The sequence below is a fragment of the Streptomyces sp. NPDC001315 genome (genome assembly GCF_042896175.1).
Taxonomy (GTDB): domain Bacteria; phylum Actinomycetota; class Actinomycetes; order Streptomycetales; family Streptomycetaceae; genus Streptomyces.
Genome location: NZ_JBIAWZ010000037.1, coordinates 1 through 19,902, shown reverse-complemented (window position 1 = coordinate 19,902; position 19,902 = coordinate 1). Strand labels below are relative to the sequence as shown.

Annotated in this window: 23 protein-coding genes, 4 tRNA genes and 2 pseudogenes; 20 read left to right on the top strand and 9 right to left on the bottom strand. The window is 69.5% G+C overall.

The window, feature by feature from the left end; translation table 11 throughout:
* Nucleotides 1–17: 17 nt before the first annotated feature.
* Nucleotides 18–881, top strand: coding sequence for a zinc metalloprotease HtpX (htpX, locus tag ACFY16_RS41890; RefSeq protein ID WP_390652480.1), 864 nt, complete (start codon nt 18–20; stop codon nt 879–881).
* 26 nt (nt 882–907) lie between these two features.
* Here htpX and ACFY16_RS41885 read toward each other — a convergent pair whose 3' ends face one another.
* Nucleotides 908–1,033 (bottom strand): hypothetical protein, encoded by a 126-nt coding sequence (locus ACFY16_RS41885; protein WP_390652479.1) that lies wholly within the window; start codon nt 1,031–1,033, stop codon nt 908–910.
* Nucleotides 1,034–1,207: 174 nt separating this feature from the next.
* On the opposite strand from ACFY16_RS41885, the pseudogene ACFY16_RS41880 reads away from it, so the two are divergent.
* Nucleotides 1,208–2,002 (top strand): annotated as a pseudogene (locus ACFY16_RS41880) (RNA-guided endonuclease TnpB family protein); the annotation flags it as partial.
* A gap of 275 nt (nt 2,003–2,277) precedes the next feature.
* On the opposite strand, the pseudogene ACFY16_RS41875 reads toward ACFY16_RS41880, so the two are convergent.
* Nucleotides 2,278–2,394: pseudogene (locus tag ACFY16_RS41875) on the bottom strand (YccF domain-containing protein); the annotation flags it as partial.
* A gap of 64 nt (nt 2,395–2,458) precedes the next feature.
* On the opposite strand from ACFY16_RS41875, the gene ACFY16_RS41870 reads away from it, so the two are divergent.
* Nucleotides 2,459–2,857 carry a YccF domain-containing protein gene (locus ACFY16_RS41870; protein ID WP_390652494.1) on the top strand — a complete coding sequence of 133 codons (399 nt, stop codon included), beginning with the start codon at nt 2,459–2,461 and terminating at the stop codon, nt 2,855–2,857.
* Nucleotides 2,858–2,983: 126 nt separating this feature from the next.
* On the opposite strand, the gene ACFY16_RS41865 is transcribed toward ACFY16_RS41870, so the two are convergent.
* Nucleotides 2,984–4,225 carry an APC family permease gene (locus ACFY16_RS41865; RefSeq protein ID WP_390652478.1) on the bottom strand — a complete coding sequence of 414 codons (1,242 nt, stop codon included), beginning with the start codon at nt 4,223–4,225 and terminating at the stop codon, nt 2,984–2,986.
* 199 nt (nt 4,226–4,424) lie between these two features.
* On the opposite strand from ACFY16_RS41865, the gene ACFY16_RS41860 reads away from it, so the two are divergent.
* Complete coding sequence (locus tag ACFY16_RS41860; protein WP_390652477.1) at nt 4,425–4,691, top strand: GlsB/YeaQ/YmgE family stress response membrane protein; 267 nt, start codon at nt 4,425–4,427, stop codon at nt 4,689–4,691.
* A gap of 94 nt (nt 4,692–4,785) precedes the next feature.
* Here ACFY16_RS41860 and ACFY16_RS41855 read toward each other — a convergent pair whose 3' ends face one another.
* Nucleotides 4,786–5,274: a YajQ family cyclic di-GMP-binding protein gene (locus ACFY16_RS41855; RefSeq protein ID WP_351143315.1), complete on the bottom strand. Its 489-nt coding sequence runs from the start codon at nt 5,272–5,274 to the stop codon at nt 4,786–4,788.
* Nucleotides 5,275–5,507: 233 nt separating this feature from the next.
* Here ACFY16_RS41855 and ACFY16_RS41850 point away from each other — a divergent pair.
* A tRNA-Tyr gene (locus ACFY16_RS41850) sits at nt 5,508–5,589 on the top strand.
* Nucleotides 5,590–5,695: 106 nt separating this feature from the next.
* On the opposite strand, the gene ACFY16_RS41845 is transcribed toward ACFY16_RS41850, so the two are convergent.
* Nucleotides 5,696–5,980: a hypothetical protein gene (locus tag ACFY16_RS41845; RefSeq protein WP_390652476.1), complete on the bottom strand. Its 285-nt coding sequence runs from the start codon at nt 5,978–5,980 to the stop codon at nt 5,696–5,698.
* A 128-nt stretch (nt 5,981–6,108) separates the two neighbouring features.
* On the opposite strand from ACFY16_RS41845, the gene ACFY16_RS41840 reads away from it, so the two are divergent.
* Nucleotides 6,109–6,321, top strand: coding sequence for a hypothetical protein (locus ACFY16_RS41840; protein WP_390652475.1), 213 nt, complete (start codon nt 6,109–6,111; stop codon nt 6,319–6,321).
* A 52-nt stretch (nt 6,322–6,373) separates the two neighbouring features.
* Here the strand turns inward: ACFY16_RS41840 and ACFY16_RS41835 are convergent, their stop codons facing one another.
* Together ACFY16_RS41835 and ACFY16_RS41830 are read right to left on the bottom strand one after the other, a co-directional pair.
* A complete protein-coding gene (locus ACFY16_RS41835; RefSeq protein WP_390652474.1) occupies nt 6,374–7,030 on the bottom strand; it encodes an NAD(P)H-binding protein in 657 nt (218 codons plus the stop codon).
* A 210-nt stretch (nt 7,031–7,240) separates the two neighbouring features.
* A complete protein-coding gene (locus ACFY16_RS41830) occupies nt 7,241–8,512 on the bottom strand; it encodes an amidohydrolase family protein (RefSeq protein ID WP_390652473.1) in 1,272 nt (423 codons plus the stop codon).
* Between the two features lie 360 nt (nt 8,513–8,872).
* On the opposite strand from ACFY16_RS41830, the gene ACFY16_RS41825 reads away from it, so the two are divergent.
* From ACFY16_RS41825 to ACFY16_RS41785, 9 genes are all read left to right on the top strand, one after another.
* A tRNA-Thr gene (locus ACFY16_RS41825) sits at nt 8,873–8,945 on the top strand.
* 46 nt (nt 8,946–8,991) lie between these two features.
* Nucleotides 8,992–9,064: transfer RNA gene (locus ACFY16_RS41820), tRNA-Met, on the top strand.
* Nucleotides 9,065–9,154: 90 nt separating this feature from the next.
* On the top strand, nt 9,155–9,319 hold the full coding sequence (rpmG, locus tag ACFY16_RS41815; protein WP_018834916.1) for a 50S ribosomal protein L33: 165 nt from the start codon (nt 9,155–9,157) through the stop codon (nt 9,317–9,319).
* 125 nt (nt 9,320–9,444) lie between these two features.
* On the top strand, nt 9,445–9,897 hold the full coding sequence (locus ACFY16_RS41810) for a MaoC family dehydratase N-terminal domain-containing protein (RefSeq protein WP_390652472.1): 453 nt from the start codon (nt 9,445–9,447) through the stop codon (nt 9,895–9,897).
* Nucleotides 9,898–9,904: 7 nt separating this feature from the next.
* On the top strand, nt 9,905–10,333 hold the full coding sequence (locus ACFY16_RS41805; protein ID WP_390652471.1) for a MaoC family dehydratase: 429 nt from the start codon (nt 9,905–9,907) through the stop codon (nt 10,331–10,333).
* Between the two features lie 155 nt (nt 10,334–10,488).
* Nucleotides 10,489–11,058, top strand: coding sequence for a TetR/AcrR family transcriptional regulator (locus ACFY16_RS41800; RefSeq protein WP_390652470.1), 570 nt, complete (start codon nt 10,489–10,491; stop codon nt 11,056–11,058).
* A 104-nt stretch (nt 11,059–11,162) separates the two neighbouring features.
* Nucleotides 11,163–12,668 (top strand): DHA2 family efflux MFS transporter permease subunit, encoded by a 1,506-nt coding sequence (locus tag ACFY16_RS41795; RefSeq protein WP_390652469.1) that lies wholly within the window; start codon nt 11,163–11,165, stop codon nt 12,666–12,668.
* 216 nt (nt 12,669–12,884) lie between these two features.
* The gene (locus ACFY16_RS41790; RefSeq protein ID WP_390652468.1) at nt 12,885–13,940 is read left to right on the top strand and encodes a UDP-N-acetylmuramate dehydrogenase; all 1,056 of its coding nucleotides are present in this window, start codon (nt 12,885–12,887) and stop codon (nt 13,938–13,940) included.
* A gap of 83 nt (nt 13,941–14,023) precedes the next feature.
* Complete coding sequence (locus ACFY16_RS41785; protein ID WP_390652467.1) at nt 14,024–14,179, top strand: hypothetical protein; 156 nt, start codon at nt 14,024–14,026, stop codon at nt 14,177–14,179.
* A gap of 108 nt (nt 14,180–14,287) precedes the next feature.
* Here ACFY16_RS41785 and ACFY16_RS41780 read toward each other — a convergent pair whose 3' ends face one another.
* Both ACFY16_RS41780 and ACFY16_RS41775 read right to left on the bottom strand, forming a co-directional pair.
* The gene (locus ACFY16_RS41780) at nt 14,288–15,319 is read right to left on the bottom strand and encodes an adenosine deaminase (protein WP_390652466.1); all 1,032 of its coding nucleotides are present in this window, start codon (nt 15,317–15,319) and stop codon (nt 14,288–14,290) included.
* Nucleotides 15,320–15,437: 118 nt separating this feature from the next.
* On the bottom strand, nt 15,438–16,664 hold the full coding sequence (locus ACFY16_RS41775) for a pyridoxal phosphate-dependent aminotransferase (RefSeq protein ID WP_390652465.1): 1,227 nt from the start codon (nt 16,662–16,664) through the stop codon (nt 15,438–15,440).
* Between the two features lie 282 nt (nt 16,665–16,946).
* On the opposite strand from ACFY16_RS41775, the gene ACFY16_RS41770 reads away from it, so the two are divergent.
* The 5 genes from ACFY16_RS41770 to rplA all read left to right on the top strand — a co-directional run bounded on the left by ACFY16_RS41770 (nt 16,947) and on the right by rplA (nt 19,763).
* Nucleotides 16,947–17,019 (top strand) — tRNA-Trp (locus ACFY16_RS41770).
* Nucleotides 17,020–17,127: 108 nt separating this feature from the next.
* Nucleotides 17,128–17,415 carry a preprotein translocase subunit SecE gene (gene secE / locus ACFY16_RS41765; protein WP_351143341.1) on the top strand — a complete coding sequence of 96 codons (288 nt, stop codon included), beginning with the start codon at nt 17,128–17,130 and terminating at the stop codon, nt 17,413–17,415.
* Between the two features lie 81 nt (nt 17,416–17,496).
* Nucleotides 17,497–18,345, top strand: a complete 849-nt coding sequence (nusG, locus tag ACFY16_RS41760) for a transcription termination/antitermination protein NusG (protein ID WP_390652464.1) — start codon at nt 17,497–17,499, stop codon at nt 18,343–18,345.
* 172 nt (nt 18,346–18,517) lie between these two features.
* A complete protein-coding gene (gene rplK / locus ACFY16_RS41755; RefSeq protein WP_030494213.1) occupies nt 18,518–18,952 on the top strand; it encodes a 50S ribosomal protein L11 in 435 nt (144 codons plus the stop codon).
* A gap of 85 nt (nt 18,953–19,037) precedes the next feature.
* A complete protein-coding gene (gene rplA / locus ACFY16_RS41750) occupies nt 19,038–19,763 on the top strand; it encodes a 50S ribosomal protein L1 (protein WP_390652463.1) in 726 nt (241 codons plus the stop codon).
* Nucleotides 19,764–19,902 lie beyond the last annotated feature (139 nt).

The following is a 19,902-nucleotide window of genomic DNA, read 5'->3' as shown; positions in this document are numbered from 1 at the left end:
CACTTGGAGGGCGTACCGTGCACCGCCGGCACAACGGGCTCAGGACCGCTGTCCTCCTCGGAGGACTGTCCGCACTCATCATCCTGATCGGGAGCTTCTTCGGCCGTACGGGCCTGATCGTCGCGCTCCTCGTCGCCCTCGGCACCAACGCGTACGCGTACTGGAACAGCGACAAACTGGCGCTACGCGCGATGCGTGCCCGCCCGGTGAGCGAGTTCGAGGCCCCGGCGCTGTACCGCATGGTCCGCGAGCTCTCCAACCAGGCCCGCCAGCCCATGCCACGCCTGTACATCTCCCCGACGGAGGCCCCGAACGCCTTCGCGACCGGCCGCAACCCGCGCAACGCCGCCGTGTGCTGCACCGAAGGCATCCTGCGCATCCTGGACGAGCGTGAACTGCGCGGCGTCATCGGCCACGAGCTCAGCCATGTCTACAACCGCGACATCCTGATCTCGTCGGTCGCCGGCGCCCTCGCCTCGGTGATCATGTTCCTGGTCAACTTCGCCTGGCTCATCCCGATCGGCCGCTCGAACGACGACGACGGTCCCGGCCTCCTGGGCATGCTGCTGATCATGATCCTGGGCCCGCTGGCGGCGAGCCTCATCCAGCTCGCCATCAGCCGCTCCCGGGAGTACGAGGCCGACGCGTCCGGCGCCCAGCTCACCGGCGACCCGATGGCGCTCGCCAGTGCCCTGCGCAAGCTCGACGCCGGCACCAAGCAGCTTCCGCTGCCCCCGGAGCCGCGCATCGAGACCGCGAGCCACATGATGATCGCGAACCCCTTCCGGCCGGGCCAGGGGTTCTCGAAGATGTTCTCCACCCACCCGCCGATGGAGGAGCGCATCGCCCGTCTCGAGAAGATGGCGGGCCGGCGCGCGTAGGACGCAGCGGCAGGGTCCAGGCCCGGTCAGCGCCCGCCGAACCGCTGGTCCGTCGACACCACGTCACGTCCCAGCGGCATGAGGGAGATCGGGATCAGCTTCAGCGTGATCTTGCGAGGAACCCGGGCGTTCACGCCCAGGAGGAATCGCATCCTAGTGGAGCGGCGCGGAGCGCCGCAGCCTTTGTGGCCCGGGTTCGGCCGTGGAGCGGACGGGTTCGTGGCCTGGCGGAGCCGGGCCTGGGTGGTGCGGTCTGGTTCACCGGTTCGGGTGGTGATCGGGGAACGTACGGTGGGCTGTCGCATGGGTGTGTAGGTTCGCTGGTCATGAAGCTGGTGGTGCAGGTGAAGCTGGTGCCGGAGGCCGGGCAGGCCGCCGCACTGCTTGCGACCCTGCGCACGGTCAATGAGGCCGCGAACCAGGTGTCGGCGGTGGCGTTCGAGCAGGGCGTGCCGCGTGAGTACGAGCTGCGCAAGCACACCTACGCCCAGCTGAGGGCGCGGGGGTTGGGGGCGCAAGCGGCCCAGCACACCATCAAGAAGGTCCGTGACGCCTATACGACGCTCAAGGCCAACATCAAGGCCGGAAACCTCGGCAAGCCGGGCTCGAAGCGGCGCCGGAAAGCCGAGTCCAAGCCCATCACCTTCCGGCCCGAGGCGGCCCACGCGTACGACGACCGGTGTCTGTCCTGGCAGTGGGACGCGCAGACGGTGTCGATCTGGACGACCGCCGGACGCGTCCGGGGTGTGCGGTTCTTCTGTTCCACCGACGGGCTGACGATGCTGCGCGAGCACCGGCAGGGCGAATCGGACCTGGTGGAACGTGACGGGGTGTTCTACCTGCTTGCCACCTGCGAGGTTCCCGAGGGCAAGCAGTATGAGCCCGAGTCCTTCATCGGTGTCGATCTCGGCATCGTCAACATCGCCACCACGTCCACCGGTTACCGGGCCGCCGGACGCGGCCTGAACCGGCGCCGCACACGCGAGCGTGACCTGCGCGGCAAGCTCCAGAAGAAGAACACCAAGTCCGCCAAAAGGCGGCTCAAGGCCCGTGCCCGCGAAGAGCAGCGGCATGTGAAGAACACCAATCACGTCATCGCGAAACGCATCGTGACCGAGGCGACACCGCCGGACGACCCCGTGACGAAAACGCCTCAGCGAAGGAATCGTCTTCGAACAGCGGGCCCAGCACTTCACGCACGCGGACAGCCAGTGTCCCTTTCGGGAACGACGCCCGCACGACCCGAGCGGTCAGCTCCGGCACACCACGGTCGTCCCGAGACTCCAACGACACCCAGTCCCACCCCTCGCTCCGACGAACACAACGATCATGTCAAGCTCAGGAAGCCGACGAGCCCGGTTTACGGATTTCTCAACGGAGTCCTTCAGGGCCGGGTCAAGTTGACGTTGGCCCACCCGAACGGGATGCCGATGACGGACACGAACAGCTGGATGCTGGTGAGGAGATGCCCCAGGGCCAGCCACCAGCCCGCGAAGATCACCCAGATCACATTGCATGACCAGCTGATACTGGTGGTAGCAGGTACGCAGACGGACCGACCTGGAGAGGCACCGATCATGAAGCTGTTCAACCTGCTGTTGAACATCCTGTGGCTCGTCTGTTGCGGCATCTGGATGGCGATCGGCTACGCGATCGCCGCGTTGATCTGCTTCGTCTTGATCGTGACCATCCCATTTGGCATCGCGTCCCTGCGCATCGCCTGCTTCGTCATCTGGCCGTTCGGCCGTACCACCGTGGAGCGGCCGGGGGCTGGGGCAGGGTCGTTCATCGGCAACGTGATCTGGGTGATCTTCGCTGGGTGGTGGCTGGCTCTGGCCCACCTGGTCACGAGCATCCCGCTGTTCCTGTCGATCATTGGAATCCCGTTCGGGTGGGCCAATCTCAAGCTCATCCCGATTTCGCTCATGCCACTTGGGCGCGATGTGGTTCCCACAGAACAGGCGTTTGGCCGCTAGTGAGTGCGAGACGTCAGCGTGTGCGGCATCGATCTAGTGCGAGCCGCAGCAGCCTTGTGGCGCGATCGGGAACGTTCCGAGACGAACTCTCGCGGACGCCACTCACGGCCACGGCCACGGCCACGGTCACCGCCTCCGCCTTTGCCGTACGCCGTACGAGATGACCCCCACCGCCAGCACACCCGCCCCCACCGTCACCGAAACCCACGGCAGCGCGCACGCCAGCACCACGCACCCGACCAGCCCCACCACCGGCACCACCCGCGCCGCCGGAGCCCTGCCGAGCGTCCAGGCCGAGGCGTTGGCCACCGCGTAGTACGTCAGCACGCCGAAGGAGGAGAAGCCGATCGCGCCCCGCACGTCCACCGTGGCGGCGAGAACCGCGACCACCGCACCCACGGCCAGTTCCGCCCGGTGCGGCACCTGGAAGCGCGGATGCACGGCGGCCAGCGCGCCCGGCAGATGCCGGTCCCGGGCCATGGCCAGCGTGGTCCGCGAGACGCCCAGGATCAAGGCGAGCAGCGACCCCAGAGCGGCGGCTGCCGCCCCGACCCGCACCACCGGCACCAGCCCCGGCGCCCCGGCCGCCCGCACCGCGTCGGCCAGCGGCGCGCCCGCGCGCGCGAGCCCCTCCGCCCCCAGCACGGAAAGAACGGCCACCGCCACGCACGCGTACACCGCCAGCGCGATGCCCAGAGCCAGCGGGATCGCGCGCGGAATGGTGCGCGCCGGATCCCGTACCTCCTCGCCCAGCGTCGCGATGCGCGCGTACCCGGCGAACGCGAAGAACAGCAGCCCCGCGGCCTGGAGCACCCCGCCCACGCCCCCGGAGGAACCGGCGTCCAGCCGCCCGGCATCGGACGCCCCGGACCCCAGACACACGATCACCACGGCAGCGAGGACGGCCAGCACCACCGCCACGATCGCCCGCGTCAGCCACGCCGACTTCTGGATGCCGCCGTAGTTCACCGCCGTCAGCGCCACCACGGCCGCGACCGCCACCGCGTGCGCCTGCCCCGGCCAGACGTACGTCCCCACCGTCAGCGCCATCGCCGCACAGGAGGCCGTCTTCCCGACCACGAACGACCAGCCCGCGAGGTACCCCCAGAACTCCCCGAGCCGCTCGCGCCCGTACACGTACGTGCCGCCCGAGGCGGGATAGAGGGCGGCGAGCCGTGCCGACGAGGTGGCGTTGCAGTAGGCGACCACCGCGGCCACGGCGAGCCCGAGCAGCAGCCCGGACCCGGCGGCACGCGCCGCGGGCCCCAGGGCGGCGAAAACGCCGGCCCCGATCATCGAGCCGAGCCCGACGACCACGGCGTCACCCATGCCCAGGGTCCGCCGCAGTTCAGAGCCGGACTGTGTCATGCGCCGCACCTTACGGGCCCCTGCAACCGGCGGATGGCGCGGTGACGTCCTCTTCATCAACACGGCATGAACAGGCGTGCGACGACAGCCATGACAGCGGCGGTCGCGGCCCGACAGGAACGACGACGCACAGCCCGTCCGGACGAAAGTCACAGTGCCGGGACAGTGCGGGCACAGCATGAAAGGGCAGGTTCACGGCATGAGCATCATCAGCTGGATCATCCTGGGGCTGTTGGCCGGGGCCATCGCCAAGTTCCTGCTGCCGGGCCGTGACCCGGGCGGCTTCATCGGTACGACCCTCATCGGCATAGTCGGCGCGTTCCTCGGCGGCTGGATCTCGGCCCGCTGGCTGGACCACCCGATCACGAAGGACTTCTACGACGGGGCCACCTGGGCGGCGGCGATCGGCGGCTCGCTCGTGCTCCTGATCGTCTACCGCCTCCTGTTCGGCAACTCACGCGACTGAGCGCACGCTCCCGGACCGCGGCCGTCGGCCGGCAGCCGAGAAGGGTGGGCACCGCCGGGTGCCCACCCTTCCTCGTACGCGCGACGCGCCAGGACTACCGGTAGTTCACGAACTGCAGTGCGAAGTCGAAGTCCTTGCCCTTGAGCAGCGCCTGCACGGCCTGCAGATCGTCACGGCTCTTCGAGCTGACCCGCAGCTCGTCACCCTGCACCTGGGCCTTCACGCCCTTCGGGCCCTCGTCGCGGATGATCTTCGCGACCTTCTTGGCGTTCTCCTGGGAGATGCCCTCCTGGATATCCGCGAAGATCTTGTACTCCTTGCCCGAGAGCTGGGGCTCACCGGCGTCCAGCGCCTTCAGCGAGATCCCGCGCTTGATCAGCTTGGACTGGAAGACGTCGAGGACGGCGTTCACCCGGTCCTCGGAGTTCGCCTCCATCAGGATCTTCTCGCCGGACCACGAGATCGAGGCACCCACGCCCTTGAAGTCGTAGCGCTGCGAGATCTCCTTGGCGGCCTGGTTGAGGGCGTTGTCGACCTCCTGCCGCTCGACCTTCGAGACGATGTCGAAACTGGAGTCGGCCATGTCCTGTGGCTCCTTGTATCGGGGGGCGTATCGGGTGCGTACCGGCTGCGAACCGGCGTACACGGGGCTGCCGCCGAGCCCGCCGAGGGCCGGGCCGCATCCGCACAAGCCTAGCCACCCCACTCCCCCGGGGAGGCGATCAATCAGGTGGCGAAGCACCCCTCCCCATCGGGTATTGTTTACGTCGTTGCCAGGGAGCACCGCCGAAAAGCGGTTCGACCAGCAGCAAACCCGGCGGTGTGCCCGAGCGGCCAAAGGGAGCAGACTGTAAATCTGCCGGCTCAGCCTTCCCAGGTTCGAATCCTGGCGCCGCCACGCTGAGTGAAGCCCCTTCCGAACTGCGGAGACGTAGTTCGGAAGGGGCTTCTTCGTGTGGGGGGGGCACGACGGCAGGGTCGCTCTTCCCGTACTTCTCCGAGTCCTACTCCTTCTCCTCCTCGGGCTCCGGGCCCGCCGCCTGCTTCACTTCCGCCTCGACGTCGTGGCGCGACCTGCCCTCGTCCTTGGCGTACTCGGTCACGGAGGCCTGAACGTCCCGCGCCAGGTCCCGCCAAGCCCGCCAGGCGGTCTCGTACGTGTCGGTCTGCTTCTGCGTCCACGGCGAGGCCGTAGGGGCGCCATAGGTGTCCCGCAGCTGCAGGACCCTCACGTGCGCCTCGTTCGCGGCGCGCTGTTTCTCCACGAGTTCCTCGAAGGTGTCTGCCACGTGCACGGAGCCTAAGGAGGTGACCGGACTTCCGCTCGTCGGCGCCCACGACCCGCCCGAGCTCCGCCGGTACGGCCTATCGGAAGATCATCGGTGCCATCAGGCGAGGCGCGGGGCAGACTGATCGCATGTCCTCCCGCCGCAGAAGCTGCCCCGAGTGCCGTCGCGAGATCGCCGTGGTCGCGGGCCGGTTCGCCCGGCACGACCCGCCCGGCGCACGGGAGAACGGCGCGCTCACCTCATGCCCCGGTTCACGCAGGGCCGCCCGACTCGGCGCGGCCCAGCCCGCGTTGGACGGGTATGCCGTACCGGAATTCCCCGGCCAGATGCAGCTGTTCTAGACGGCAGCCGGCCCGTACGGCCGTTCGGGTCGGCCGGCCGCTCCTGGCGTGCTCAGTTTCCCGCCACCGACTTCACGGCGACCGTCACCGGCGTCGACCCGCTGGTCAGCTCCAGGACCAGACCGGTCGTCGCCGGAGTGTCCACCAATTCCGCCAGTACGGCGGCCACGTCGTCGCGCGGGACGGAACCGCGGCCCGTGTGCGCCTCCAAGCGTACGAGGCCGGTGCCGGGGTCGTCCGTCAGTGAACCGGGGCGCAGGATCGTCCAGTCCAGGGCGTCCAGGTTCTGGACGTACGCGTCGGCCGCGCCCTTGGCGCGCAGATACACGTCGAAGACATCGTCGCCCTGGTGCGCCGGATCCGCGCCCATCGAGGACACGACCACGAAGCGTCGTACGCGCGCCCGGACCGCCGCGTCCGCGAACAGCACCGCCGCACCCTTGTCCACCGTGTCCTTGCGGGCCGCGCCGCTGCCCGGGCCGGCACCCGCCGCGAACACCGCCGCGCCCGCGCCCTGCAGATGGGCCGCGACTTCCTCGACCGAGGCCGACTCCAGGTCCAGCAGGACCGGTTCGGCGCCGGCCTCCCGCAGATCGTCGCCCTGTTCGGCCTTACGGATGATCCCCGCGACCTCTTCCCCGCGCGCGGAGAGCAGCCGCTCCAGCCGCAGCGCGATCTGACCATGACCACCAGCGATGACAATGCGCATGTCTCCGACCGTACGCCCGGACGGCCACGTCCGCCGCACGACTCCAGCCACGCCCCATGCGACAGATACGCGCCCAGGCGCAAGCCGGGGGCGCACAGGCGACCGCACGGCCTCCCGGGTGTGCGCGAGGGCGCACGCCCCGGGTCACACGCCTGACTGGACACCTCTGTGCGCGCTGTTCGCCAACGTGCGCGCTCCTCGTCATGACAGCTACCCGCGCCCCTGCCGCGGCAGCCCCAGGTCCACCGTCGCCGCCGAGTTGCAGTACTCACGCACCGCGCTCGTCCGTGCCACCACGCGCCCCCGGTGCACCACGATCCGGCTGTACGCCAGGGACAGCGCCCCGGCCAGCCGGTCGCCGCGCACGGCCAGGAGGTCGGCCGGGAAACCCGCCTCCACGCGGACCTCGGGCAGGCCCAGGGCCGCTCGTGCCGACGCGCTGACGGTGTCGTACGCGTCCTCGGGGCGCAGCCCGTGGCGGGAGGCCAGGAGGTACGCCGCTTCCAGGGGGTCGCCGCGCCCCACCGGGTTCGAGACGTCCCGGAGTGCGCCGCTCCCGGCGGCGACGCGCACGCCGGCCGCGCGCAGCAGCCGTACCGGAGCCGTGCCGCGCCGGTCGACGCCGCCGCAGCCGCCCTGCGGCAGGCACACCACCGTCACCCCGGCGGCCGCCAGTTGGTCGGCGACGCGCGAGACCGCTTCGGCGGGAAGCCGCCCGAGGCCGCCGCAGGGGCCGAGCGTCACACCGGGGCGCAGTCCGCCGGCCATCGCCGCGAGCCGGGCGAGGCGGGCCGGGTCGGCGGCGTCCGTGTGCAGGTCGACCGGGCAGCCGTGTTCGGCGGCCACCTCCAGCACGGCCTCGACGTAGCCGGTCGGATCCGGGTCCAGGTCCGGACAACCGCCCACCACGGAGGCGCCCATCTTCATCGCGTCCCGCAGTACGGCCAGCCCGTCGGCCCCGACCACCCCGGTCAGCAGGCGTGGCATCGCCACCGTCGTCAGTTCGGCGAGCCCGCGCAACGAACGCCGTGCCTGGAGGACGGCGGCCAGCGCGCCCAGCCCCGGGACGTCGCCCACGCGCACGTGCGCCCGCAGCGCGGTGGCCCCGTGCCCGAGTTGCAGCAGCGCGGCCTCCGTCGCCCGGCGCTGGACGTCCTGGGGGTCGTACGAGACCGGTCCGCCGTCGTCGGCCGACAGCGCGGTGTCGGCGTGGGCGTGCGGTTCGGCAGGGGCCGGCAGGAGCAGGTAGCCGCCGAGGTCCACGCGGGCGACGCACCCGCGGGCCGCCTCCGCCGCCAGGCTCCCGGCGGTGCCGACCGCCTCGATACGCCCGCCGCCCAGCCGTACGTCCACGGTCCGGCCGTCCGTGAGCCGTGCCCCGCACAGCAGCAGGGGGGCCACATCGGTCTGTCCCGAGGACGACCCCGACGAGGACGACGAGGACGACGACGAGTGGGGCTGCTGCGGCTGGCTGTCGGGCATCGCGCTCCAAGGACTCGGGGGGACTCGGGGCTCGGGGCCGGCGCGGGGCTGCGCACGGCGAGGCGCAAGATCACGCAGAGTGAGTCGAGCGTAGGGCGGCGGCCCGCTCACGTCGGGGAGGGGCGGAATAGTCGTACCGGTGTGGTCCTGATGTGATCCTTCCGACACGAACCCGGCGAAAACGGGGCGGGAGGGGAAGGGGAGGGGCGGGAGCGGGTGGGAGTGGCTCGCGAGGCCCTTGGGGGAGCCGCCGAACGCACCCCGGACCCGCCGCGGAACAGGACGTCCACCAGGCCCGGTCGGGCGGCGCGAAACGGATTTGGGTGAACGGCGGCGGACCGTGTAATGTCTTCATCGCTCGCCCCAATAGCTCAGTCGGCAGAGCGTCTCCATGGTAAGGAGAAGGTCTACGGTTCGATTCCGTATTGGGGCTCTGGTGTGAAAGGTTCCCGCCGCAAGGCGGGGCCCGATCGCATCAAAGCGGTGTAGCTCAGTCGGTAGAGCAAGCGGCTCATAATCGCTGTGTCACCGGTTCAAGTCCGGTCACCGCTACTGACAGTAGCCGATTGTGGGGTCGGTCCTTCGATCGGCTACTCTTTCTTGCGTTAAACCAATCCCATCCGTTCGTCAAGGAGCACTCACGTGGCTGCCACCGACGTCCGCCCGAAGATCACGCTGGCCTGCGTGGAGTGCAAGGAGCGGAACTACATCACCAAGAAGAACCGGCGTAACAACCCGGACCGAATGGAGATGAAGAAGCACTGCCCGCGTTGCAACGCGCACACCGCGCACCGCGAAACGCGATAAATCAGGCTCGTACACGAGGCCGCCCCCATAGTCAGGGGGCGGCCTCGTGTCGTTTCGGCAGGCCGCTGTCCGCTTACTGCCGACCAACTGCAGACACCAGCGACACCACCAGGAGGTGCCGGGCCATGGCGCTCGACCAGTCCTTCGTGGGGCGGACCTATCCGCCCACCGAGCCCTATGAGGTGGGGCGGGAGAAGATCCGTGAGTTCGCGGAGGCGGTGGGGGACACCAACCCGGCGTACACGGACCCGGAAGCCGCCAAGGAACTCGGCCACCCCGACGTGATCGCCCCACCGACCTTCGTCTTCGCGATCAGCTTCAAGGCCGCGGGACAGGTCGTGGAGGACCCGCAGCTCGGGCTGGACTACAGCCGCGTGGTGCACGGCGACCAGAAGTTCGCCTACACCCGCCCGGTGCGCGCCGGTGACCGGCTCACCGTCACCTCGACCATCGAGGCGATCAAGTCCATGGCCGGCAACGACATCCTGGACATCCGTGGCGAGGTCCACGACGAGGCGGGCGAGCACGTGGTGACCGCCTGGACCAAGCTGGTGGCCCGCGCGGCCGAGGGGGCGTGAGGAACCGATGACGGCGAAGATCGCTTACGACGACGTCGAGGTCGGCACCGAACTGCCCGCGCAGACCTTCCCGGTGACCCGCGCCACCCTTGTCCGGTACGCGGGAGCCTCCGGGGACTTCAACCCGATCCACTGGAACGAGAAGTTCGCCAAGGAGGTCGGCCTCCCGGACGTCATCGCGCACGGCATGTTCACCATGGCCGAGGCGATCCGGGTGGTCACCGACTGGACCGGCGACCCGGGTGCGGTCGTCGAGTACGGCGTCCGCTTCACCAAGCCCGTCGTCGTCCCGAACGACGACGAGGGCGCCACCGTCGAGATCAGCGCCAAGGTCGCGGCCAAGCTAGACGACAACACCGTGCGCGTGGATCTGACGGCCGTGTGCGCCGGGCAGAAGGTGCTGGGGATGTCTCGGGCGGTTGTGCGACTGGCCTGAGAGCGGCGCACATTGTGTAAGGGGCGCACTCCTGGCGGGGCGCCCCTTACGCGTAAGCCGGCCCGCCACGGCGGCGCGCCGGGGGGAGCTCCGTTCAGAGGGTGCGCGCCGCAAATCCCTTGACGTAGTTAGTGATTGAGTACTAACTTCCTCTCATGGTCAGGATGAGCGCAGAAGAGAGGCGTGAGAGCGTCATCCGTGCGGCGACGACCGAGTTCGCGACGGGCGGCTACTACGGCACGTCCACCGAGGCCATCGCCAAGCGTGTCGGTGTCTCGCAGCCGTATCTCTTCCGACTCTTCCCGGGCAAGAAGGCGATCTTCCTTGCGACGGTCGAGCGCTGCATGGCGGATGTGATCCGTACGTTCGAGGAGGCCGCGAAGGGGCTGGAGGGCGAGGAGGCCCGGCAGTCCATGGCGAACGCCTACACCAGGCTCATCGCGGAGCGGCCCGAGCAACTGCTCATGCAGATGCAGATGTATGTCACGGTGGCCGCCGCGGAGCAGGCCGGCGATCATGAGCTCGGTGAGTCCGTACGGGCCGGCTGGATGCGCCTGTGGGACACGGTGCACCTGCCGCTCGGCGCGGAGGTCGACGACACGACGACCTTCATGGCGTACGGCATGCTCATCAACTGCCTGGTGGCCATGGGGTTTCCGCCCGGGCATCGGGTGTGGGAAGGGCTTTATCCGTCGGCTCGGATCAAGGGTCGTCTGGAGAAGTAAGGGTGGAGGGGGAGGTCGGGTCCGTGGGCTTTCTCATGTGCACGAAAGTTAGTCAGCAATAACTAACCTCGATGTCAGGCACGCAAACACGCTCTGGGGGAGCGATGTCACAGCAGACAGCACACAGCGCACGTCGCGGGGGAACCGTGTGGGCCCTCGTGATCACCAGCGTCGCCGGATTCATGGCGGCCCTCGACAACCTCGTCGTCACCACCGCCCTGCCGTCCATCCGCAAGGACCTCGGGGGCGCGCTGGACGACCTCGAATGGACCGTGAGCGCCTACACGCTCACCTTCGCCGTCCTGCTGATGTTCGGCGCGGCGCTCGGCGACCGCTTCGGACGGCGCCGGATGTTCCTGGCCGGACTCACCGTCTTCACCGCCGCGTCCGCCGCCGCGGCCATGGCGCCCGGCATCGACTCCCTCATCGCCGCCCGCGCGGTCCAGGGCGTCGGCGCGGCGATCATGATGCCACTGACCCTGACCCTGCTGACGGCTGCCGTGCCCGCCGCCAAGCGCGGGATGGCGTACGGGATCTGGGGCGCCGTCAACGGACTCGCCGTCGCCTCCGGGCCCCTCATCGGCGGCAGCCTCACCGAGCACATCTCCTGGCACTGGATCTTCTGGCTGAACGTCCCGCTGGGCCTGGCCCTGCTGCCGCTCGCCCGTCTGCGCCTCGCCGAGTCCTACGGCACCGGTGCCCCGCTCGATCTTCCCGGCACCCTGCTCGCCAGCGGTGGCCTCTTCGGGATCGTCTACGGCCTGGTCCGCGGGCCCGCCGACGGCTGGACCAGCTCCCTCGTCCTGACCGGTCTGATCGCCGGCGGTGTGCTGCTGGCCGCGTTCGTCGTGCACGGTGTCCGCGCCGCGAACCCCATGCTTCCGATGCGGCTGTTCCGCTCCCGCGCCTTCGCCGGGATCAACGCCGCGAGCATGCTGATGTTCCTCGGGATGTTCGGCTCGATCTTCCTGCTCAGCCAGTACATGCAGGGCGTGCTCGGCTACTCGCCCACCGAGGCGGGCCTGAGGATGTTGCCGTGGACCGGTATGCCGATGCTCGTCGCGCCGATCGCCGGCATCCTCTCCGACCGCATCGGCGGCCGCCCGGTCGTCGCCACCGGCCTCTTCTTCCAGGCCGCCGGCCTCGGCTGGATGGCCTCCGTGGTCACGGCCGACGCCTCCTACGCGATCCAGCTGCCCGGTCTGATCATCAGCGGCATCGGGATGGCCCTGTTCTTCGCACCGGCCTCCAACCTGGTGATGTCCAGCGTCCGTACGCAGGAGCAGGGCATCGCCTCCGGCGCCAACAACGCCCTGCGCGAGGTGGGCGGCGCGCTCGGCATCGCCGTCATGGCCTCGATCTTCTCGGCCCAGGGCGGCTACGAGTCCGCCCAGTCCTTCGTCGACGGCCTGCGCCCCGCCCTGGTCACCGGCTCCGCGGTGGTGGCCCTCGCCGGCATCGCCGCGCTGCTGATCCCGGCCGGACGGCGCGCCGTCCGGCCGGCGGTGACGGATGCGGCTTCGGGCGGGGACGCGGATGCAGTCTCGGGTGTGGGTGCGGACACGGTGGAGGAGCGTTCCGCCGAGATTCCGAAGCCCGTCGCACACTGAGACCGACGCGACAGCGACGGCCCCGTCCATGCTGACGGGGCCGTACGCGTGCGTGCGTGCAGGGCAGGGCCGTACGCGTGCGTGCGGGACGGAGTGGACGGGCGGAGGGCGGTCGCCCTCGCTGTGGGCGGCGGAGGACGGCCGCCGGTGCCTGGAGGGATACGTACCGTTGGCGGGTGGGCGGGGCTGTCGGTGCCGTCTCGTAGTCTTGGGCGCGTGCAGGAACTCCACGACGCCCCCCTCGCCCCGCTGACCACCTTCCGGCTGGGCGGTCCCGCGACCCGGCTGGTCACCGCGACGACCGACGCCGAGGTGATCGCGGCCGTCCGCGAGGCCGACGACACCGGGACGCCGTTGCTGGTCATCGGCGGGGGATCCAACCTGGTCATCGGCGACAAGGGCTTCGCCGGCACCGCCCTGCGCATCGCGACCGCCGGCTTCGAGCTCGTCGGCACGCGCCTGGAGCTGGCCGCGGGCGAGGTGTGGACCGACGCCGTCGCCCGCACCGTGGAGGCCGGGCTCGCCGGAGTCGAGTGCCTCGCCGGCATCCCCGGGTCGGCGGGTGCGACACCGATCCAGAACGTGGGCGCGTACGGGCAGGAGGTCTCCTCGACGATCACCGAGGTGATCGCCTACGACCGCCGGGCCGGTGAGACGGTCACCCTCACGAACGCCGAGTGCGCCTTCTCGTACCGGCACAGCCGCTTCAAGGCGGACCCCGAGCGGTATGTCGTCCTGCGCGTCCGGTTCGAGCTGGAGGACGCGGACGGGCTGTCGGCGCCCCTCAAGTACTCCGAGACCGCCCGGGCGCTGGGGGTGGAACCGGGTGACCGCGTGCCGCTCGCCCAGGCCCGTGAGACCGTGCTGAAGCTGCGCGCGGGCAAGGGCATGGTCCTGGACCCCGAGGACCACGACACCTGGTCGGCCGGGTCCTTCTTCACCAACCCGATCCTCACCGACGCCGACTTCGCCGCGTTCCACGCGCGCGTGTCGGAGCGCCTGGGCGACGGTGTGCAGCCGCCCGCCTACCCCGCGGGGGAGGGACACACCAAGACCTCCGCGGCCTGGCTGATCGACAAGGCCGGCTTCACCAAGGGCTACGGCGCCGGCCCCGCCCGCATCTCCACCAAGCACACGCTCGCCCTCACCAACCGAGGCACGGCCACCGCGGAGGACCTGCTCGCGCTGGCTCGTGAGGTCATCGCGGGTGTCCGCGAGGCGTTCGGGGTCACGCTGGTCAACGAGCCGGTGATGGTGGGGGTCGGCCTGTAGTCGGCCGTCCGGCCCGCCCATCACGGGCGCCCGGCCCGCCCGCCCCCACCGCCTCAAGGGCGCTTGACGCCGCACTCGCGGCCGTGGACGCCGTGTTCGAGGCAGTGGCACACGCCTACCTCGACGGAGTGCAGGCGGCGTCGCACGACCCGGCCGTCACCGAGGGCGCCATGCGCCTGTCGGTCCGCTGTCCGCTGCTGCCCGAGCCCAGCCCGTCGCCGTGCGCGGTGATGATCTGACCGGACGCCCGGGGGACCGGAACGGGGAGGCAAGCTCCGGCAGCCCCCGCTCACCGCTTGCTTCACCGTCCCCGCGTCCCCGGTCATCGCCGGTATCGCGGCGAGCGGCTAGGCCGCCAGCCAGTCGTCCACCCCCGCCAGCAGCTTCGCCTTCACGTCCGACGGTGCCGCCGAGCCCCGTACGGACTGCCGGGCCAGCTCCGCCAGTTCCGCGTCCGTGAAGCCGTGGTGGTTGCGGGCGATGTCGTACTGGGCCGCCAGCCGGGAGCCGAACAGCAGCGGGTCGTCGGCGCCCAGGGCCAGCGGGACACCCGCCTCGAACAGGGTCCGCAGCGGCACGTCCTCCGGCTTGTCGTAGACGCCGAGCGCCACGTTCGAGGCCGGGCACACCTCGCAGGTCACGCCCCGGTCGGCGAGCCGCTTCAGCAGCCGCGGGTCCTCCGCCGCCCGCACCCCGTGCCCGATCCGAGAGGCGTCCAGATCGTCCAGGCAGTCGCGCACCGAGGCCGGACCCGTCAGCTCGCCACCGTGCGGCGCCGCGAGCAGACCACCCTCACGGGCGATGGCGAACGCACGGTCGAAGTCCCGCGCCATGCCCCGGCGTTCGTCGTTCGACAGCCCGAAACCGACGATCCCCCGGTCGGCGTACCGCACGGCCAGACGGGCCAGCGTACGGGCGTCCAGGGGATGCTTCATCCGGTTCGCGGCCACCAGGACCCGCATGCCGAGCCCGGTCTCCCGCGACGCCTTCTCCACGGCGTCCAGAATGATCTCCAGCGCCGGAATCAGCCCGCCCAGGCGAGGGGCGTACGACGTCGGGTCCACCTGGATCTCCAGCCAGCCCGAGCCGTCCCGCACGTCCTCCTCCGCCGCCTCCCGCACCAGCCGCTGTATGTCCTCCGGCGCCCTGAGGCACGAGCGCGCCGCGTCGTACAGGCGCTGGAAGCGGAACCAGCCCCGCTCGTCCGTCGCCCGCAGCTTCGGCGGCTCCCCGCTGGTCAGCGCCTCGGTCAGCGCGTCGGGCAGCCGCACCCCGTACTTGTCGGCGAGCTCCAGCACGGTGCTGGGCCGCATCGACCCGGTGAAGTGCAGGTGCAGATGGGCCTTCGGCAGCTCAGAGACATCACGTACACGCTCCATCCAAGGATCCTGCCGTACGTCCCGGTCGTCCCGGAAGCTCTTTCCCCGATCGTGGTCTTGCTCGCACAAACAAACGGGGCACCCGGGAACGCCCCAGGTGCCCCATGTGCGGAGGGCCTCAGTCCCGAGCCTCCGCCAGCAGCTTCTGGATCCGGCTCACGCCCTCGACGAGGTCCTCGTCACCGAGCGCGTACGACAGCCGCAGGTAGCCCGGCGTGCCGAAGGCCTCACCCGGAACCACCGCGACCTCGGCCTCCTCCAGGATCAGCGCGGCCAGCTCGACCGTGTCCTGCGGACGCTTGCCGCGGATCTCCTTGCCCAGCAGATCCTTCACCGACGGGTACGCGTAGAACGCGCCCTCGGGCTCCGGGCAGAGCACGCCGTCGATCTCGTTCAGCATCCGCACGATGGTCTTGCGGCGCCGGTCGAAGGCCTCACGCATCTTCGCGACGGCCGACAGGTCGCCGGACACGGCGGCCAGGGCGGCCACCTGAGCCACGTTGGAGACGTTCGACGTGGCGTGCGACTGGAGGTTCGTCGCCGCCTTCACGACGTCCTTCGGGCCGATGACCCAGCCCACGCGCCAGCCCGTCATGGCGTACGTCTTGGCGACGCCGTTGACCACGATGCACTTGTCGGCCAGCTCGGGCACGACCACCGGGAGGGAGTGGAACTCCGCGTCGCCGTAGACGAGGTGCTCGTAGATCTCGTCGGTCAGGACCCACAGGCCCTTCTCCGCGGCCCAGCGGCCGATCTCCTCGATCTGCTCGCGGGTGTAGACCGCGCCGGTCGGGTTGGAGGGGGAGACGAAGAGCAGCACCTTGGTGTTCTCGGTGCGGGCCGCCTCCAGCTGCTCGACCGAGACGCGGTAGCCGGTGGTCTCGTCCGCGACGACCTCGACCGGCACACCGCCGGCCAGCCGGATCGACTCCGGGTACGTCGTCCAGTACGGCGCCGGGACGATGACCTCGTCGCCCGGGTCGAGGATCGCGGCGAACGCCTCGTAGATGGCCTGCTTGCCGCCGTTGGTCACCAGGATCTGGGACGCGTCGACCTCGTAGCCGGAGTCACGCAGCGTCTTCGCGGCGATCGCGGCCTTCAGCTCGGGCAGGCCGCCGGCCGGCGTGTAGCGGTGGTACTTCGGGTTCTTGCAGGCCTCGACGGCGGCCTCGACGATGTAGTCCGGGGTCGGGAAGTCGGGCTCGCCGGCGCCGAATCCGATCACCGGACGCCCGGCGGCCTTCAGGGCCTTGGCCTTGGCGTCCACGGCGAGGGTGGCGGACTCGGAGATCGCGCCGATGCGGGCCGAGACCCGGCGCTCGGTGGGAGGGGTTGCAGCGCTCATGGAACCCATCGTTTCAGACCGGAAACGCCCCCGGCACGCGGGTTTCACAGACTGAACAGCACCGGGTCCATCCGTGAACAACAGTCCGGATTGCTGCGGTGGCCTGGGTGATCTTCCGTCACTCTTCCGGCGATCTACCGCATCGAGTGCCCTCACGGGCACTTTCTGTTCGACGACCGGCCCCGAAGCACGTACACTCTCACCTCGTTGGCCTTCAGCGGCCCGCACTCACCAGGTGCACACCGAGCACCCGGTTGGATGCGGTACGTTGGGGACACACAAAGGGTCGTAGCTCAATTGGTAGAGCACTGGTCTCCAAAACCAGCGGTTGGGGGTTCAAGTCCCTCCGGCCCTGCTACACACACCTTCGCCAGTGATGTGTGCGCATGTACGTACAGTAATGCACCGCCGTGCGGCTCAACCGGGCGCGGCACGGCCACGACCCGGAATCAGGTGAGGACGAATGGCGGACGCCGTGGGCTCCATCGACATGCCTGATGCCCAGGACGAGGCGCCGGAGTCCAAGAAGAAGGCCCGCAAGGGCGGTAAGCGCGCCAAGAAGGGCCCGCTGAAGCGACTCGCGCTCTTCTACCGGCAGGTCGTAGCGGAACTTCGTAAGGTCGTCTGGCCTACGCGCAACCAGCTGACGACGTACACGACCGTAGTGATCGTCTTCGTCGTCATCATGATCGGCCTGGTGACCGTGATTGACTATGGGCTCAGCCACGCAGCCAAGTACGTCTTCGGCTGAGCCGGCAAGCGAAGGGCGCCGCGGTTACCGGCGTCCCTTTCGCGCGTTCCACCCCTATGTATCCAGGAAGAAGCAGCCACCGTGTCTGACGCCAACCTGAACGACGACGCCATCGAGCCGGACGAGTCCGTGGATGACGAGCTCGACATCGTCGAGGGCGCCGACGAGCAGGACGAGTTCGAGGTTGCTGAAGCCGAGGCGGGTGAGCCGGCCGAGGAGGCCGCGCTGAACGTCGTGGACGAGGACGAGATCGCCGAGGACGAGTCCGAAGAGGACGCCGAGGACGAGGTCGCCGAAGAGGAGACCGAGCCCGTCGACCCCGTCGAGGCCCTCCGCGAGGAGCTGCGCTCCCTGCCCGGCGAGTGGTACGTGATCCACACCTACGCCGGTTACGAGAACCGCGTGAAGACCAACCTCGAGCAGCGTGCCGTCTCGCTGAACGTCGAGGACTACATCTTCCAGGCCGAGGTGCCGCAGGAAGAGGTCGTCCAGATCAAGAACGGCGACCGCAAGACCATCCGTCAGAACAAGCTCCCCGGCTACGTGCTGGTGCGCATGGACCTGACGAACGAGTCCTGGGGCGTCGTCCGCAACACCCCCGGCGTCACCGGCTTCGTGGGTAACGCCTACGACCCGTACCCGCTGACCCTGGACGAGATCGTCAAGATGCTCGCCCCGGAGGCCGAGGAGAAGGCCGCCCGAGAGGCCGCCGAGGCCGAGGGCAAGCCGGTTCCGCAGCGCAAGGTCGAGGTCCAGGTGCTGGACTTCGAGGTCGGCGACTCGGTCACCGTCACCGACGGCCCGTTCGCCACGCTCCAGGCGACCATCAACGAGATCAACCCCGACTCGAAGAAGGTCAAGGGCCTGGTGGAGATCTTCGGCCGCGAGACGCCGGTCGAGCTCTCCTTCGACCAGATCCAGAAGAACTGATCCAGTCCTTCCGGACCAAACGCCTCCGAACAGGTCAGACGGGCTCTTGCGGCCGGTCTGACCTGCTCGGTTTTTGGCCGCGCATCGATACCCGTTATCGTTGTGCGGTATGCCTCCATCCGGATGATCCGGACGGAAGCTGAAAACTCTCACTAGGACCCGGAGAGAGCACATGCCTCCCAAGAAGAAGAAGGTCACGGGGCTTATCAAGCTCCAGATCAACGCCGGTGCGGCGAACCCGGCCCCGCCGGTCGGCCCCGCGCTCGGTCAGCACGGCGTCAACATCATGGAGTTCTGCAAGGCCTACAACGCCGCGACCGAGTCGCAGCGCGGCTGGGTGATCCCGGTGGAGATCACGGTCTACGAAGACCGCTCCTTCACCTTCATCACCAAGACTCCGCCGGCCGCCAAGATGATCCTCAAGGCCGCGGGTGTCGAGAAGGGCTCCGGCGAGCCGCACAAGACCAAGGTCGCCAAGATCACCGAGGCGCAGGTCCGCGAGATCGCCACGACCAAGATGCCCGACCTCAACGCCAACGACCTGGACGCCGCGTCGAAGATCATCGCCGGCACCGCCCGTTCCATGGGCATCACGGTCGAGGGCTGAACCCCAGCCCCGTAGCACCTTCGTAGAACCGTGGCAGGGCCTGCTCGGCCCGTACCACGACTCCTCAGAACACACAGGAGCAGTAGTGAGCAAGCGCAGCAAGTCTCTCCGCGCTGCGGACGCCAAGATCGACCGGGAGAAGCTCTACGCCCCGCTCGAGGCCGTCCGTCTCGCCAAGGAGACCTCCACGACCAAGTTCGACGGCACCGTCGAGGTCGCCTTCCGCCTGGGTGTCGACCCGCGCAAGGCCGACCAGATGGTCCGTGGCACCGTGAACCTGCCGCACGGCACCGGCAAGACCGCCCGGGTCCTGGTCTTCGCGACCGGTGACCGTGCTGCGGCCGCGGAGGCCGCGGGCGCCGACATCGTCGGCTCCGACGAACTGATCGACGAGGTCGCGAAGGGCCGTCTGGACTTCGACGCCGTCGTCGCCACCCCTGACCTCATGGGCAAGGTCGGCCGCCTCGGCCGCGTGCTCGGTCCCCGTGGTCTCATGCCGAACCCCAAGACCGGCACCGTCACCCCGGACGTCGTCAAGGCTGTCAACGACATCAAGGGCGGCAAGATCGAGTTCCGCGTCGACAAGCACTCGAACCTGCACTTCATCATCGGCAAGGCGTCCTTCGACGACGAGAAGCTGGTGGAGAACTACGGCGCCGCGCTGGAGGAGATCCTCCGTCTGAAGCCGTCCGCCGCCAAGGGTCGCTACATCAAGAAGGCCGCGATCAGCACCACGATCGGCCCCGGCGTTCCGGTCGACCCGAACCGCACCCGCAACCTCCTCGTCGAGGAGGACCCGGCCGCGGTCTGAGCCTGACGCTCACCCCAGTCGGTCACGGGCCCCGCACCTTTCGAGGATGCTGTTGGTTAATCCGGGGTCTTACGCCTTCTTCGCCCCGTCGGCCGTCTGGTCGGCGGGGCGAAGTCGTGCGAAGTGGCTGGTGCGTGTG